Consider the following 13957-nt stretch of genomic DNA (forward strand, 5'->3'; position numbering starts at 1 on the left):
GCGAGCCTGATAGAGTCATTCGACTGGTGAAGCAAGCGGTTTTTCGGCTTTTCACAGTCGAGATCAACAGTCTCGCGGTCTTTATGCCAACAGCTGCTTCAGATCGGCCGAAGCGTCGGCCAGAACGGCCTTGTCCGGGTTGATTCCGGTTTCCAGCATCTTCTTGCCCGTCACATAGGCCTTGGCGTCGTTGATCGCATCGACGGCGATGAACTGGCCGTTCCTGAAATACCAGATCGAATGGGCGCCTTCGCGGGCGCCGGGGCGCAGCAGCGTCTGGTCGTAGCCGAGATTGAAGCCGGCGATCTGCAGCTTCACGTCATACTGATCCGACCAGAACCACGGCTTCGGATCGTAGGGAGCATTGCCCCCGGCGATGACGGCGGCTGCGGCATCGGCCTGGTCGACGGCGTTCTGCACCGATTCGAGGCGGATGCGGCCGCCCTGCCAGGGGAGCACGGCGCAATCGCCTGCAGCATATATGGAGGGATCGGAGGTACGGGCGAACTCGTCGACGACGATCCCGTTGGCGACTTCGAGACCGGCTTCCTTGGCGAGCTGGTCGTTCGGGACGACGCCGATGCCGACGATGGCGAAATCGATGTCGATGACCGATCCGTCCGAAAGTTCTGCGCCGGTGACGCGGCCGTTGGCGCCGATCAGATGCTTCAGACCGGTCTTTTCGCGGATGACGACATCGTGGGTTTCGTGAATCACCCGGATGATGTCAGCCGTCTCCTTGGCGGCGACACGCTGAAGGATCCGGTCGGCCATTTCGATGACGGTAACTTCGAGGCCGAGATGGCGGGCAACGGCCGCCGCTTCGAGGCCAATATAGCCGCCGCCTATAATAAGGACTCGGCGGCCCGGGCGCATTTCGCCGGCAAGCAGATCGGCATCGCGCTTGTCACGGGCGACATAGACGCCTTCGAGATCGCCGCCGATCGAAGCCGGCAGCTTGCGCGGCGTCGAGCCTGTCGTCAGCGCCAGCGCTCCATACTTTATAGAGGAGCCGTCCTGCAGCACCACCTGCTTTGTGTCGCGCTTGATCTGCTCGACCCAGGTCGAGAGGCGGATCTCGACGTTATTATCCGGGTACCACTGCTCCGGGCGAAACAGCAGGCGGTCGAAGCTCATCTCGCCGAGGAGATATTTCTTGGAGAGCGGCGGGCGCTGGTAGGGCAGCACGTCCTCGGCACCGAGAATGGTGATGGGGCGGGTGTCCTTCAGGGCGCGCAGCTTCGCCGCCATGGCGAAGCCTGCCTGCCCTGCGCCGATGATTACCAGTCTGTCCGTCACGGTCCCGCTCCCTGCATTCGTTATTGAGGCGAGAGGTAGTCCCCGCCCCTTGCGCCGTCAACAGGAAGAGACTGTCTCAGATCTCGATCCAGCGGCGCTCGTGGAACGACTGTGCCATGGCGTGAACAGACTTCTCTATCCTAAGACCGTCTTCAAATGTGACCAAGGACGACGGCTCACCGGATATTGCGCGGATCAGCTCGCGGCATTCGATGATCTTCAGATCGTTGAAGCCGAGACCGTGGCCGGGCGCCGGGATGAAGCGGTCATAGGGCTGGTGGGCGGGGGCCGCGAGAATCTTGCGATAGCCCTGCTCGGTGCCGCGGCCCGTCGCCTGATAGAGATCGAATTCGTTCATCCGCTCCTGATCATAGGCGATCGAGCCCTTCGAGCCGTAGATCTGCAGGGCAATGCGACCCTTGCGGCCCCATGCGGCGCGGTTGGCCATCAGCACGGCGGAAATACCGCCGCCGAGGCGCATCAGCACGTTTGCCGCATCGTGATTCTCGACGGCGCGGCGGCCGCCTTCCTTCAGCGGGCGGTCGGCATAGGGCTTCACCATATCTGTAATGACTGCCTCGACATGGCCGAACAGATACCAGAGCAGCGACAGCGGATGGACGGCAAAGTCGTCGAGCGCGCCATAGCCGGCCGAAAGTTCGCTCTTCCAATAGAAGAAGACATCGGCATCGGCCATGAAGTCTTCGTCCATCTCGACGCGGATGTGATTGACGGTGCCGATCGCGCCTTCCTCGATCAGCGCCTTGATGTGGCGCATGATCGGGTTCTGGATATAGTTGTAGCCAAGAACCGCGACCTTGCCGGATCGTTTGGCGACCTCGAGCATGCGCTGCGCATCGGCATAGGCGGGCGCCATCGGCTTTTCGCACCAGACGTGCTTGCCGGCCTCGAGCGCCGCAATCGCCATTTCGGCGTGGAACTGGTTGGGGGTGGTGACCGAGACGACATCGACCTCGGGATCGGCGATCAGCGCCTTCCAGTCGGCCGTCGCCTTCTCGAAACCGAATTCGGAGGCACGGGATTTCGCCAGCTCGGGATTGGCCTCGGCCAGATGCACAAGACGCGGCCGCTCGACATCGCCGAAGACGGTCTTGACCGCGTTCCAGGCCAGCGCGTGGCACTTGCCCATGTAGCCGGTACCGATCAGACCTATGCCAAGTGGCTTCATTTTGCGTATCCTCCTCCGAAAGCGAGGCGATTTTTGGAATATTTAGACCATTTTGACAAGGTGCTAATGTTGCGAAATTTGCGGCATTCGACCCGCTTCAATGTCTAAAATACTGAAAACTCAGCATATTAAAAACAATTAGGATCGACGGGAGAAATCATTTATGGTGCCGATTATGGAATATATGTTTCATTTCTTGGGTTGTTCGCATGGATGAAGACGCAAAAACGCTGACGCGCGTGCCCCGCGATTTCGAAAGCCTGCGCAGCACCATCATCGAACGCAAGGCGAGCATGCCGAAGCGCCTGGCGCAGGTCGCGGCCTTTGCACTCAGCAATCCTGACGAAATTGCCTTCGGCACCACGGCGAGCATTGCGGCCGCCTCGGAAGTGCAGCCGTCGACGCTGGTACGCCTGGCGCATCATCTGGGATATGAGGGCTTCTCGGATCTGCAGAGCATTTTCCGCGAGCGCCTGCGCGACCGCACGCTGAGCTATGAAGAGCGGCTGGTGACGCTGGAGCAATCCGGCGGCGATGACGAGGATGCCAATCTGCTCACCGGCTTCATCGGCGCGGCCAGCCAGTCGATCAGCCGCATGGCCGCGACCGTGCAGAGCGAGACGTTTACCCGCGCCGTCGATATCCTTGCCGCGGCCGACACGATCTATCTGATCGCCAAGCGCCGCTCCTATCCACTGACGGCGCATATGACCTACGCGTTTTCGAAGCTCGGCATTCGCCACCAGATCGTCGCCTCGCCGAACGGCGTCGACCTTGAGATGGTGCAGTTCGCAACGCCGAAGGATGCGGCGATCGCTGCCAGCTTCTCGCCCTATGCGGCCGACAGCCTTTCGCAAGCGGAGGAGCTTGCGGATCGCGGCGTGCCTGTCATCGCAATCACCGATTCGGCATTTTCGCCGCTCGCGTCCCGCGCCACCTGCTGGTTCGAGGTTGCCGAGGCCGATTTCGCCGGTTTCCGCTCGCTCTCGGCCTCGATGGCGCTGACGATGGCGCTTCCGGTCGCCATCGCGGAGCGGCGGCGCAAAACACAGAGCCAAAAGCCTGCGAAAAGCAAAATGGAATAAACATTCCGAATTGACAACAAGACGGAACCGTTGTTTCATTATTGCCAATTCGCAGGCGCTGGACGCCGCACAAAAATGAGCGGGAGGATACTATGGTACAATCGAATCCGGGTTCGCAGCCCGAGGCAGCTCTCGATGTGATCACCATCGGCCGCTCGTCCGTCGATCTTTACGGCCAGCAGATCGGCACGCGGCTTGAGGATATCGGCTCTTTCGCGAAGTCCGTCGGCGGCTGCCCGGCGAATATCGCGATCGGCACGGCGCGACTCGGCTTGAAGTCCGCCCTCATCACCCGCGTCGGCAACGAGCAGATGGGCCGCTTCATCATCGAGCAGTCGGCGCGCGAAGGCGTCGAGACCAAGGGCATCACGACGGACAAGGAGCGGCTGACGGCGCTCGTGCTTCTGGCGGTCGAGGCCGAAGGCGTTTCGCCGATGATCTTTTACCGCTCGGACTGCGCCGACATGGCGCTCGATGAAGGCGATGTCGACGAGGACTTCATCAAGTCGTCGCGCGCCGTTCTTGTTTCCGGCACGCATTTCTCCCGCCCCAATACCGAGGCGGCACAGCGCAAGGCGATCCGTATCGCCAAGGCGAATGGCCGCAAGGTGATCTTCGACATCGACTACCGCCCGAACCTCTGGGGTCTTGCCGGTCATGCCGAGGGCTTCGAGCGTTATGTGAAGTCCGACCGCGTCTCCTCGAAGATGAAGGAAACGCTGCCGGACTGCGACCTGATCGTCGGCACGGAAGAAGAGATCCTGATCGCATCAGGGGCCGACGACGTGCTTGCGGCGCTGAAGGAAATTCGCCGCGTCTCTCCGGCGACCATCGTGCTGAAGCGCGGCGCCATGGGCTGCGTCGTTTATGACGGCCCGATCAGCGACAACCTGGAAGACGGCATTGTCGGCCAGGGTTTCCCGATCGAGGTGTTCAACGTGCTTGGCGCCGGTGATGCGTTCATGTCCGGCTTCCTGCGCGGCTGGCTGAAGGACGAGCCGCTGAAGACCTGCGCCACCTGGGCGAATGCCTGCGGCGCCTTCGCCGTCTCCCGCCTCCTCTGCTCGCCCGAATATCCGACCTGGGCCGAGCTCGACTTCTTCCTGACCAAGGGCAGCGAACATCGTGCGCTGCGCAAGGACGAGGCGATCAATCACATTCACTGGGCGTCGACCCGCAAGGGCGACATCCCGCTGTTGATGGCGCTGGCGATCGATCATCGTTCGCAGCTGACCAGCGTCTGCGACGAACTCGGCGTCGACTACAAGCAGATCGTCGCCTTCAAGCGGCTGGCCGTCGAGGCTGCCGCCCGCGTTGCCAACAAGCGCAGCGGCTACGGCATGCTGATCGACGAGCGCTTCGGCCGCGATGCCTTCTTCGATGCCGCGACCAAGAATTTCTCCTGGATCGGCCGGCCGGTCGAACTGCCGGGCTCGAAGCCGCTGCGCTTCGAATTCAGCCAGGATATAGGCTCGCAGCTGGTCGAATGGCCGCTCAACCATTGCATCAAGTGCCTGTGCTTCTATCACCCGGATGATCCGGCGGAACTGAAGGCCGAGCAGCAGCAGAAACTGCGCACGCTGTTCGAGGCCGCACGCAAGGTTGGCCGCGAGCTGCTGGTCGAGATCATCGCCAGTAAGAACGCACCCTTGACCGACGATACCGTCTCGACGGCAATGGAAGAGCTTTACGCACTTGGCATCAAGCCGGACTGGTGGAAGCTCGAGCCGCAGGCTTCGAGCGCTGCCTGGAAGAAGATCGACGCCGTCATTGCCAAAAATGATCCATGGTGCCGCGGTATCGTGCTGCTTGGGCTCGAGGCGCCTGCGGACGAGCTGCTCAAGGGCTTCGAGGCGACGCTTGCCGCCCCGTCGGTCAAGGGCTTTGCCGTCGGCCGGACGATCTTTGCCGATGCCGCCCGTGGCTGGCTGTCCGGCAAGATGAGCGACGAGGACGCGATATCGGATATGGCGGGACGTTTCCGCCAGCTGACGGAAGCCTGGCTGAAGACGCGCGGGCTGAATTGAAGGTTTGAGGATTAAACCCCTCCCAACCCCTCCCCACAAGGGGGAGGGACTTAACTTGAGGCACCGCCTCGCTTCGCAAATCAGCGTTCTCGCGAACGCAACGTTGCGATGAAGCGCGGAGAGCCCGACGGGTTAGCCCCTCCCCCCTTGTGGGGAGGGGTTGGGGAGGGGAAGAGACAGAGCGAAGGTTCGGGAGGACCCGATGGGTAAGACAATCCGTTTGACGATGGCGCAGGCTGTTGCGCATTTCCTGAAGAAGCAGATGACCGTCATTGACGGCAAGAAGGTTCCGATCTTCGGCGGCGTCTGGGCGATCTTCGGCCATGGCAACGTGGCGGGCATGGGGGAAGCGCTCTATCAGGTGCGTGGCGAATTGCCGACCTATCGCGCCCATAACGAACAGGGCATGGCGCATGCCGCGATCGCCTTTTCCAAGGCAAGCTTCCGCCAGCGCTTCATGGCCTGCACGACCTCGATCGGCCCCGGCGCACTGAACATGGTGACGGCTGCCGGTGTGGCGCATGTCAACCGCATTCCGGTTCTCTTCCTGCCCGGCGACGTCTTCGCCAACCGCGCGCCCGATCCGGTGCTGCAGCAGATCGAGGATTTCGGCGATGGCACTGTTTCGGCAAATGATGCCTTCCGCCCGGTGTCGCGCTATTTCGACCGCATCACCCGCCCGGAGCAGATCATCTCGGCGCTGAAGCGCGCCATGCAGGTGCTGACCGATCCGCTCGATTGCGGCCCGGTGACGCTGTCGCTCTGCCAGGACGTCCAGGCGGAAGCCTTCGACTATCCGGAAAGCCTGTTCGAAGAGAAGGTCTGGTCTACCCGCAGACCGCAGCCGGATGCCGATGAGCTGGCTTCGGCGATCGCGCTGATCAAGACGGCCGAAAAGCCCGTCATCATCGCCGGTGGCGGCGTGCTCTATTCGCAGGCGACCAAGGAGCTCGCGGCCTTTGCGGATGCGCATGGCATTCCGGTTCTGCTGACCCAGGCCGGCAAGTCGGCGATCGACGAGCGCCACGCGCTGGCGCTCGGCTCCGTCGGCGTGACCGGCACGTCTGCCGCCAATGCGCTGGCTGAGGAGACCGATCTCATCATCGCCGTCGGCACCCGCTGCCAGGACTTCACCACCGGCTCCTGGGCGCTGTTCAAGAACGACAAGCTGAAGATGCTCGGCCTCAACATCGCCGCCTACGACGCCGTCAAGCATGACGCGCAGCCGCTGGTCGCCGATGCCCGCGAAGGGCTGAAGGCACTGTCCAAGGGACTTTCCGGCTGGAAGGCGCCGGCAGCACTTGCCGAGAAGGCGACAAAGGAAAAGAACATCTGGATGGATGCTGCCAACAAGGCGATGGCCTCCACCAATGCGGCGTTCCCCTCCGACGCGCAGGTCATCGGCGCCGTGACGCGCTCGATCGAGCTCGAAAAGGCGATCGGCCTTTGCGCTGCGGGCGGTCTTCCCGGCGAAATGCACAAGCTGTGGCCGGCGACGGCGCCGGGCAGCTATCACATGGAATATGGCTTCTCCTGCATGGGCTACGAGATCGCCGGCGGTCTCGGCGCCAAGCTGGCGCATCCCGAGAAGGAGGTCTTCGTCCTCGTCGGCGACGGCTCCTACATGATGCTGAATTCTGAGCTCGCGACCTCCGTCATGATGGGCCTGAAGGTCAACATCGTGCTGCTGGATAACCGCGGCTACGGCTGCATCAACCGCCTGCAGATGGCAACCGGCGGCGCCAACTTCAACAACCTCCTGAAGGACTCCTATCACGAGGTCATGCCGGATATCGACTTCCGCGCCCATGCCGAAGCGATGGGCGCCGTCGCCGTCAAGGTGTCCTCGATTGCCGAACTGGAAAAGGCGATCGCCGATTCGAAGAAGAACGACCGCACTTCGGTCTTCGTCATCGACACCGATCCGCTGATCACCACTGAGGCCGGCGGCCACTGGTGGGATGTCGCAGTTCCCGAAGTCAGCCCGCGCGGCGAGGTCAACAAGGCGCATGAGGCCTATCTGAAGGCCCGTGCGGCGCAGCGGGCTGGTTGATTTGAGAGATTAGAGCCCGGAGCCCCCTCATCCGCCCTACGGGCACCTTCTCCCCGCTGGGGAGAAGGGAACGGAGGCGGCGCGGCAAATCCCTTCTCCCCTCGCGGAGAAGGTGCCGGCAGTCAGGTGCAAGTTTTGCACCGGGGATGAGGGGGCTCCGGGCTCACCGATTTAAAAGAATGACGAGGAGAATTTGCAATGAAGGCCAAACTCGGCATGTCGCCCATCGCATGGTGGAACGACGATCTTCCTGAGCTCAGCGACGACGTGTCCCTCGAAGAATGCCTGCGCCAGTCGCGCAGTGCAGGCTTCACCGGCATGGAACAGGGCCGCCGCTTCCCGAACAATCCCGGCGAGATGCTGCCGATCCTGCGCGCCGCCGACGTGACGCTCTGCGGCGGCTGGTTCTCCGGCACGCTCGTCAACGAGGAACTTGCGGCCAACAAGGATCGCATCGCGCCGATGATCGAGCTGTTCAAGGCCGTCAACGCGCCCTGCATCGTCTATGGCGAAGTCGGCCGCTCGATCCAGGGCGACCGCTCCAAGCCGCTCGCCACCAAGCCGCGCCTTTCCGATGACGAGATGAAGGCCTATGGCCGCCGCGTCACCGAATTCGGCGAATGGTGCGCCGATCAGGGCATGCCGCTCTCCTATCACCACCACATGGCGGCCGTAGTCGAGACCGAACCGGAACTCGACGCCTTCATGAAGAATTCGGGCGCCGGCATTCCGCTGCTGCTCGATGCCGGGCATCTGGCGTTTGCCGGCGGCGACGTGCTGCGCGCCATCAACAATCACCACGCCCGCATCAACCACGTTCACGTCAAGGACATCCGGAAGCCTGTCGTCGACGGTCTCGACCGCAGCAGGCAGTCGTTCCTCGACGCGGTGGCGCTCGGCGCCTTCACGGTTCCCGGCGATGGCTCGCTCGATTTCGCCGCAATCGTCCAGCGTCTTGCCGACCACGGCTACGAAGGCTGGTTCGTCGTCGAGGCCGAGCAGGATCCGCGCAAGGCACCGCCGCAGAAGATGGCCGAGATCGGCCATGCCGAACTGATGCGGGTGATGACGGCGGCCGGTTACACGGTCGAGACGGAAGGTTTCCCGAAGGGGGCTTGAACGCGAGAGCCGTGGGGCGTGATACCCCCCTCTGCCCTGCCGGGCATCTCCCCCACAAGGGGGGAGATCGACTCGCAGGCAGGTTTTCGCCAGACAATGAGAGTAGAGCGAGTGGCCGCCCCTAGATGATCTCCTCCCTTGTGGGGGAGATGTCCGGCAGGACAGAGGGGGTGGGCGCACCCTCAGTTCATAAGATCGAGGAGAAACACCAATGCCAAACCTCAAGGTAAAACCCTCCGGCACCAGCGGCCGCGTCACGCATGTGACGCCTGAAAGCGCCGGCTGGACCTATGTCGGTTTCGACATGCACCGGCTGAAACCCGGCGAGACCGTGTCCGGCGAGACCGGTGAGCGCGAGGTCTGCCTCGTCTGGGTCAGCGGTAAGGGCAAGGCATCTTCAGGCACCCGCGATTTCGGCACGCTCGGCGAGCGCATGAGCCCGTTCGACGGTGCGCCGCACGCCCTTTATATTCCGATGGAATCGGCCTGGTCGGTGACGGCCGAGACCGATCTCGAGCTTGCCGTCTGCTCGGCCCCCGGCGGTGGCACCTATGAGGCGAAGGCGATCCCGCCGGGCACGCATCCGGCGCTGACCCGCGGCAAGGGCACCAATGTCCGCTACGTCAACAACATCATGCCGGAAGACGATGCATCGGCGCACTCGCTGCTCGTCGTCGAGGTGATCACGCCGGGTGGACACACCTCTTCCTATCCACCGCACAAGCACGACCAGGACAATCTGCCGAACGAGAGCTTTCTGGAAGAGACCTATTACCACCGTCTCAACCCGCCGCAGGGCTTCGGCTTCCAGCGCGTCTATACCGACGACCGGTCGCTCGACGAGGCCATGGTGCTCGAAGACGGCGATGTGACGCTGGTGCCGAAGGGCTACCACCCCTGCGCCGCAACGCATGGCTACGACCTCTACTATCTGAACGTCATGGCCGGTCCGAAGCGCGTGTGGAAATTCTACAATGCGCCGGAGCACGAGTGGCTGCTGAAATAATCTGCCGCTCGATCGCTAAATAATCTGACAGCGGGCGAGCCGTGCACATGGTTGACTGCCTCCATCGAAACAACAGCGATGGAGCAATATCATGCACGGCTCGACCACCCTCCTTTCCGGCCGCGACGGCCGCCTGCCGCAGATGGCGCAATCGCGCCTGCTGGCCATTCTCCTCTCCTTCTATCGCTGGACGGCGCGCAAGCTCAGGGAGCGGCGCAACCTCAATGCCGTCATGGAACTCTCCGATGCGCAGCTGAAGGATATAGGGCTTTCGCGCTACCAGACCGAAAGTGACGTGCACGTCTATTGCCGCGACTGAACTGTGCTAGTGTGCCTTTCCAATCTCCGGATGATGTGATGCCGCAATTTTCGACAGCGCTGCTTTTGAAGACGGACACCGTCGCCATCCGCGACGTTGTCTGCAATGGCGAATGCCGTCATCGCAGCGGCGAGGAATGCGCCCACAAGACCAGCCTGGTCTATCCCTATCGCGGCGTCTTCATGCGCCATGTCGGGCGCAACGATACGGTGGCGGAAGCCAACCAGATGCTGTTCTTCAATGCCGGCCAGGGCTACCAGATCAGCCACCCCGTCGATGGCGGCGATGCCTGCATCGATCTGTCCGTCGACGATGCCCTGCTTGCCGAACTCGCGCCCCGTGACCAGATCCAGGCGGGCGAGCTTTTCGGCTTCCGCCGCCAGCGCCGCCGGATCGATCCGCGGGCGCAGGCGCTCGTCGCGCTCCTCCGTCACGGGTTGCGCCAGAATGCGGCCGAGACGCTGGAAGCGGAAACGCTGGCGCTGACGCTCGTGCGCCGCTCGCTCGGCGAACGGACCTCGCATGCGGCAGCCGCGACCACCGGGCGGCAGAAGCTCGTCGATCGCGCCAAGCTGGTGCTCTCCTCCGATCTCGCAAGGCGTTGGACGCTGGCGGAAATCGCCACCGAAGTCGGCGTCTCGCCCGTCTATCTCACGCAGGTTTTCCAGCAGGTGGAGGCGACGCCGCTCTATCGCTATCAGCTGCGGCTGCGGCTTGCCCGGGCGCTTGATCTGCTCGGCCAGTACGACGACCTAACGGCGCTCGGGCTCGATCTCGGCTTTTCCAGCCACAGCCATTTCACCTCCTCCTTCCGCCAGGCCTATGGCCAGACGCCGGGCGAATTCCAGCGTGCGGCACGGCTTCGTCCGCGATAAGTCGCTAAAGAATTCGACAGCGAGGCCGGTGCCTCCGGTGGTTCTATGGTCCTGTCCCGAACGGGATCACCAACGGAGGATCGGACGATGAAGAAGACCACATGCGCCGCCTGCGACTGCGAACTCGGCCACGACGCCATCAGCGTCAAGCTCGGCGGCACGACCGTCGAAGTCTGCTGCGAGGAATGCGCCAAGGCGCTGAAGGAGGCCGATACGGCGGCGACGGCGGGCAAGAAGGACTGAGGGTAAGGCCCTCGCCCCCTCATTCCTGTGCCCTTAGGGCTGCGCCCACGGGATGTCACAGGAATCCAGCCGCCGTGCGTCTGCGCGGCGAGAAGAGTCTTTCCTGCCAAGGACTTGGGCAGGCTGGATCCCTGTGACGAGCACAGGGGATGAGGGTGGGTGGGGTGAGCGCTACAACACCTCGCCGACCGCCTTCTCGGGCAGCACCCTATTCACACCGGCAACAACCCATACCGCCACCCCATCCGCCGCGCATTCCGCGCGAGCACCGCAAAGGCGAGCATGAACATGCAGGCTTCGGCGAAGACCGGGACCATCCAGATGCCCATCTCGCCGAAGGCGTGCGGCAGGAGGAAGGTCAGCGGCAGGGTGAAGAGATAGGCGCGCGACAGGCCGAAGATCGCCGCCCGTCTGGCATCGCCGATCGCCTGGAAATAGCCGGACAGCACGATCATCTGGCCGAACAGGAAATAGGCGCCGACAGTCCAGGGCAGGATGCGGGACACTTCGGCGATGACGACGGGGTCGGCGACGAAGATGTGGCCGAGGCGCGTTGCCGAGAGTTCGACGATCAGTTCGACGCCGGCGCAATAGACGAGCGCCGAGATCAGCGCGATCTGCAGGCTGCGGCCGACGCGATCGCTAAGCCCCGCCCCGTAGTTATTGCCCGCGATCGTCTGGAAGGCGATGTTGAGGCCGAGCAGCGGCAGGTAGGCGACGGTCATGACGCGGGTGATGATGCCGTAGGCGCCGACGGTCGCGACATAATCCCCCTCGCCCCAGATCGACAGGTTGAAGATGACGGCGGCCGAGCAGAGCGAGATGCCGATGAAGCCGAGGCTCATCGGCGCGCCGAGCGCCAGGATCGGCTTCCAGTCCGAGAGCGGGAAGCCTGTGGCCGGCCGCAGCGCCGCGGCGTTTCGCCAGCGGTAGACGAGCACCGCGATCAGGCAGATCGCCTGCGCCAGCACCGAGCCGAGCGCCGAGCCGGCAACGCCCCAATGCAGGATCGCCATGAAGAACCAGTTGGCGGCGATGTTGAGGGCGGATGCCGCCAGCATGACAAGCGTCATGAAGCCGATCCGTCCTTCGCTGCGCAACGCATCGATATTGAGCGACAGGAAGAAGGCGACGGGTGCTGCGCCCACCATGATGCCCATGAAGGTGCGGGCGTTTTCGGCGACGGCGAGATCGCCTGCCGCCGCATTGCCGACGATGCGCCAGCCGACGCTCCAGTAGATCAGGTTGACGATGAGGACGACGGCGATCGCCAGGGCATGGGCGGCCGCGAAGGTGCGGCGCGCGGCATCGCGGTTACCGGCGCCGAGCTCGCGGGCGAGAATGCTCGCCATGCCGTTCGAGACGAGCGATTGCAGCGCCACGACCATCATCAGGCCGGGGAAGATCAGGGTGACGGCCGAAAGTGCCCCGGCGCCGACATAGGCGCCGAGGAAATAGGCGTCCACCACGGCAAACAGGCCGTTGATGGTGGTGATGAGAATGATCGGCGCTGCCGTGCGGGCAAAGACCCTGGGCAGCGGCGCGGTCAGAAACGGATTGGTTGCGGATACGGGTTTCATCGATGGAGTCCGGCTATCGAAATGAATGATCAGATGTCGAGGACGAGCTGCGGCAGACCGTTCGAGGTCTTGCGCGGCGAGATGCCGTTGCCGTCCACCTGCGCGTTGATGCGCTGGCGGAAGGCCGAGAAGCTCTCGAAGGTCACGACATCGACGGGTTCGTCGAAATGGATGGTGATGTTGTGCAGCCCGCCATTGGTCTGCGCCAGCGCCAGGATCCGGCCCGAGAAGGGCTGGTTCAGATAGCGGCCGCGCACCTGCGCCCCGACCGAAAGGAGCGAGACAGGCTCGGCATTCGGGCGGGTGGCGAGCGCTGAGAGCGTGTTCCAGTCACGCGCGCCATATTGCTGGGCAATGAGTTCGAGCGCGGCGCTATGGGAGAGCGCACTGCCGCGGGCTTCCATGGCCTGGCGCAGGCGTTTCGCCTGAGCCTTCAGCTCGTCGATGGATGGATAGGTCGTCGTCACAGGTTCAGCCTTTCGGAAGGCATGCCATTATCGACTGTGAATGGGAGCTCGCATTGCCGTCAGTCAGCATGCACCGGATGGCCGTGACTATGAAAACGAGGCTTCACCATGGACTTTCATCCGCGAGCGGCCGGTGCCTCGAACCGCCTTCTGTATGTGGGAAAGCGGCTTTCCTGTCAAGAATGCCCCATAATGACCACGCGCGGCGGGGCATAACCACCGGAAACAAAGCGCTTTTTGCCGCCAGCCACGCATAAGGCTCAAAATTTACCAATGCTTTTCAGAACTTATCAGCATTCGCGTGTTACATTTCAATCATACAACCAGCGGAGGCTGACGTGGCCTTTCAGATGCACCTCAATGACGGCAACCAGGAGCAATCCTACCGAGACTTCACTCTGGACCGGCCCGGCAAGATTATCTTCGTCGGCCACCATCTCAGCACCGGCACGCAGGTGCGCTGCCTGATCCGCACGATCAATCTCGGCGGCGCGGTGCTGGAAGTGAGCCCTTCGGTGGAGATGCCCAACCACTTCTTCCTCGAAATCCTCGGCATCCACGACGAGATCGGCTCGACCGTCGTCAAGCGAGAGGGCGACCTGGTGACGATCAGCTTCAACATGCTGATCAATGCGGAATTCCTGCACCATGTCCTGCGCCTGAGCTTCGAAACCGGCGTCTAACTTCCCCTAAAC

The 13957-nt window shown here is 62.8% G+C and carries 13 protein-coding genes; 9 read left to right on the forward strand and 4 right to left on the reverse strand.

Annotation, left to right across the window (positions count from 1 at the left end; translation table 11 throughout):
* Positions 1-81: 81 nt before the first annotated feature.
* Together F2982_RS03220 and F2982_RS03225 are read right to left on the reverse strand one after the other, a co-directional pair.
* Complete coding sequence (locus tag F2982_RS03220; protein WP_203429204.1) at positions 82-1299, reverse strand: FAD-dependent oxidoreductase; 1218 nt, start codon at positions 1297-1299, stop codon at positions 82-84.
* Between the two features lie 76 nt (positions 1300-1375).
* Entirely contained in the window at positions 1376-2488 is a 1113-nt protein-coding gene (locus F2982_RS03225) for a Gfo/Idh/MocA family oxidoreductase (protein WP_203429205.1), read from the reverse strand.
* 209 nt (positions 2489-2697) lie between these two features.
* Between F2982_RS03225 and F2982_RS03230 the strand changes: the two genes are divergently transcribed.
* From F2982_RS03230 to F2982_RS03265, 8 genes are all read left to right on the forward strand, one after another.
* Complete coding sequence (locus F2982_RS03230) at positions 2698-3573, forward strand: MurR/RpiR family transcriptional regulator (RefSeq protein ID WP_203429206.1); 876 nt, start codon at positions 2698-2700, stop codon at positions 3571-3573.
* Positions 3574-3665: 92 nt separating this feature from the next.
* Positions 3666-5600, forward strand: coding sequence for a 5-dehydro-2-deoxygluconokinase (gene iolC, locus F2982_RS03235; protein ID WP_203429207.1), 1935 nt, complete (start codon positions 3666-3668; stop codon positions 5598-5600).
* Between the two features lie 202 nt (positions 5601-5802).
* Positions 5803-7653: a 3D-(3,5/4)-trihydroxycyclohexane-1,2-dione acylhydrolase (decyclizing) gene (gene iolD / locus F2982_RS03240; protein WP_203429208.1), complete on the forward strand. Its 1851-nt coding sequence runs from the start codon at positions 5803-5805 to the stop codon at positions 7651-7653.
* Between the two features lie 198 nt (positions 7654-7851).
* On the forward strand, positions 7852-8772 hold the full coding sequence (gene iolE, locus F2982_RS03245) for a myo-inosose-2 dehydratase (RefSeq protein ID WP_203429209.1): 921 nt from the start codon (positions 7852-7854) through the stop codon (positions 8770-8772).
* Positions 8773-8983: 211 nt separating this feature from the next.
* Positions 8984-9778 carry a 5-deoxy-glucuronate isomerase gene (gene iolB, locus F2982_RS03250; RefSeq protein ID WP_112719600.1) on the forward strand — a complete coding sequence of 265 codons (795 nt, stop codon included), beginning with the start codon at positions 8984-8986 and terminating at the stop codon, positions 9776-9778.
* 142 nt (positions 9779-9920) lie between these two features.
* A complete protein-coding gene (locus F2982_RS03255) occupies positions 9921-10097 on the forward strand; it encodes a DUF1127 domain-containing protein (protein ID WP_246777537.1) in 177 nt (58 codons plus the stop codon).
* 38 nt (positions 10098-10135) lie between these two features.
* Positions 10136-10972, forward strand: coding sequence for a helix-turn-helix domain-containing protein (locus F2982_RS03260; RefSeq protein WP_203429211.1), 837 nt, complete (start codon positions 10136-10138; stop codon positions 10970-10972).
* Positions 10973-11059: 87 nt separating this feature from the next.
* On the forward strand, positions 11060-11215 hold the full coding sequence (locus tag F2982_RS03265; protein WP_165402613.1) for a hypothetical protein: 156 nt from the start codon (positions 11060-11062) through the stop codon (positions 11213-11215).
* 212 nt (positions 11216-11427) lie between these two features.
* Here F2982_RS03265 and F2982_RS03270 read toward each other — a convergent pair whose 3' ends face one another.
* Both F2982_RS03270 and F2982_RS03275 read right to left on the reverse strand, forming a co-directional pair.
* Positions 11428-12795, reverse strand: a complete 1368-nt coding sequence (locus F2982_RS03270) for an MATE family efflux transporter (RefSeq protein WP_203429212.1) — start codon at positions 12793-12795, stop codon at positions 11428-11430.
* A gap of 29 nt (positions 12796-12824) precedes the next feature.
* Positions 12825-13262, reverse strand: a complete 438-nt coding sequence (locus F2982_RS03275) for a glyoxalase superfamily protein (protein ID WP_203429213.1) — start codon at positions 13260-13262, stop codon at positions 12825-12827.
* 350 nt (positions 13263-13612) lie between these two features.
* Between F2982_RS03275 and F2982_RS03280 the strand changes: the two genes are divergently transcribed.
* The gene (locus F2982_RS03280) at positions 13613-13945 is read left to right on the forward strand and encodes a hypothetical protein (protein ID WP_112719681.1); all 333 of its coding nucleotides are present in this window, start codon (positions 13613-13615) and stop codon (positions 13943-13945) included.
* Positions 13946-13957 lie beyond the last annotated feature (12 nt).

The organism is Rhizobium sp. BG4, from assembly GCF_016864575.1.
Lineage (GTDB): Bacteria > Pseudomonadota > Alphaproteobacteria > Rhizobiales > Rhizobiaceae > Rhizobium.

Excerpts from the sequence above, each read along its gene's own strand:
- F2982_RS03225 (WP_203429205.1), bottom strand. The coding sequence starts at position 2,488 with ATGAAGCCACTTGGCATAGGTCTGATCGGTACCGGCTACATGGGCAAG.
- F2982_RS03230 (WP_203429206.1), top strand. The coding sequence starts at position 2,698 with ATGGATGAAGACGCAAAAACGCTGACGCGCGTGCCCCGCGATTTCGAA.
- iolC (WP_203429207.1), top strand. The coding sequence starts at position 3,666 with ATGGTACAATCGAATCCGGGTTCGCAGCCCGAGGCAGCTCTCGATGTG.
- iolD (WP_203429208.1), top strand. The coding sequence starts at position 5,803 with ATGGGTAAGACAATCCGTTTGACGATGGCGCAGGCTGTTGCGCATTTC.
- iolE (WP_203429209.1), top strand. The coding sequence starts at position 7,852 with ATGAAGGCCAAACTCGGCATGTCGCCCATCGCATGGTGGAACGACGAT.
- iolB (WP_112719600.1), top strand. The coding sequence starts at position 8,984 with ATGCCAAACCTCAAGGTAAAACCCTCCGGCACCAGCGGCCGCGTCACG.
- F2982_RS03255 (WP_246777537.1), top strand. The coding sequence starts at position 9,921 with ATGGCGCAATCGCGCCTGCTGGCCATTCTCCTCTCCTTCTATCGCTGG.
- F2982_RS03260 (WP_203429211.1), top strand. The coding sequence starts at position 10,136 with ATGCCGCAATTTTCGACAGCGCTGCTTTTGAAGACGGACACCGTCGCC.
- F2982_RS03265 (WP_165402613.1), top strand. The coding sequence starts at position 11,060 with ATGAAGAAGACCACATGCGCCGCCTGCGACTGCGAACTCGGCCACGAC.
- F2982_RS03270 (WP_203429212.1), bottom strand. The coding sequence starts at position 12,795 with ATGAAACCCGTATCCGCAACCAATCCGTTTCTGACCGCGCCGCTGCCC.
- F2982_RS03280 (WP_112719681.1), top strand. The coding sequence starts at position 13,613 with ATGCACCTCAATGACGGCAACCAGGAGCAATCCTACCGAGACTTCACT.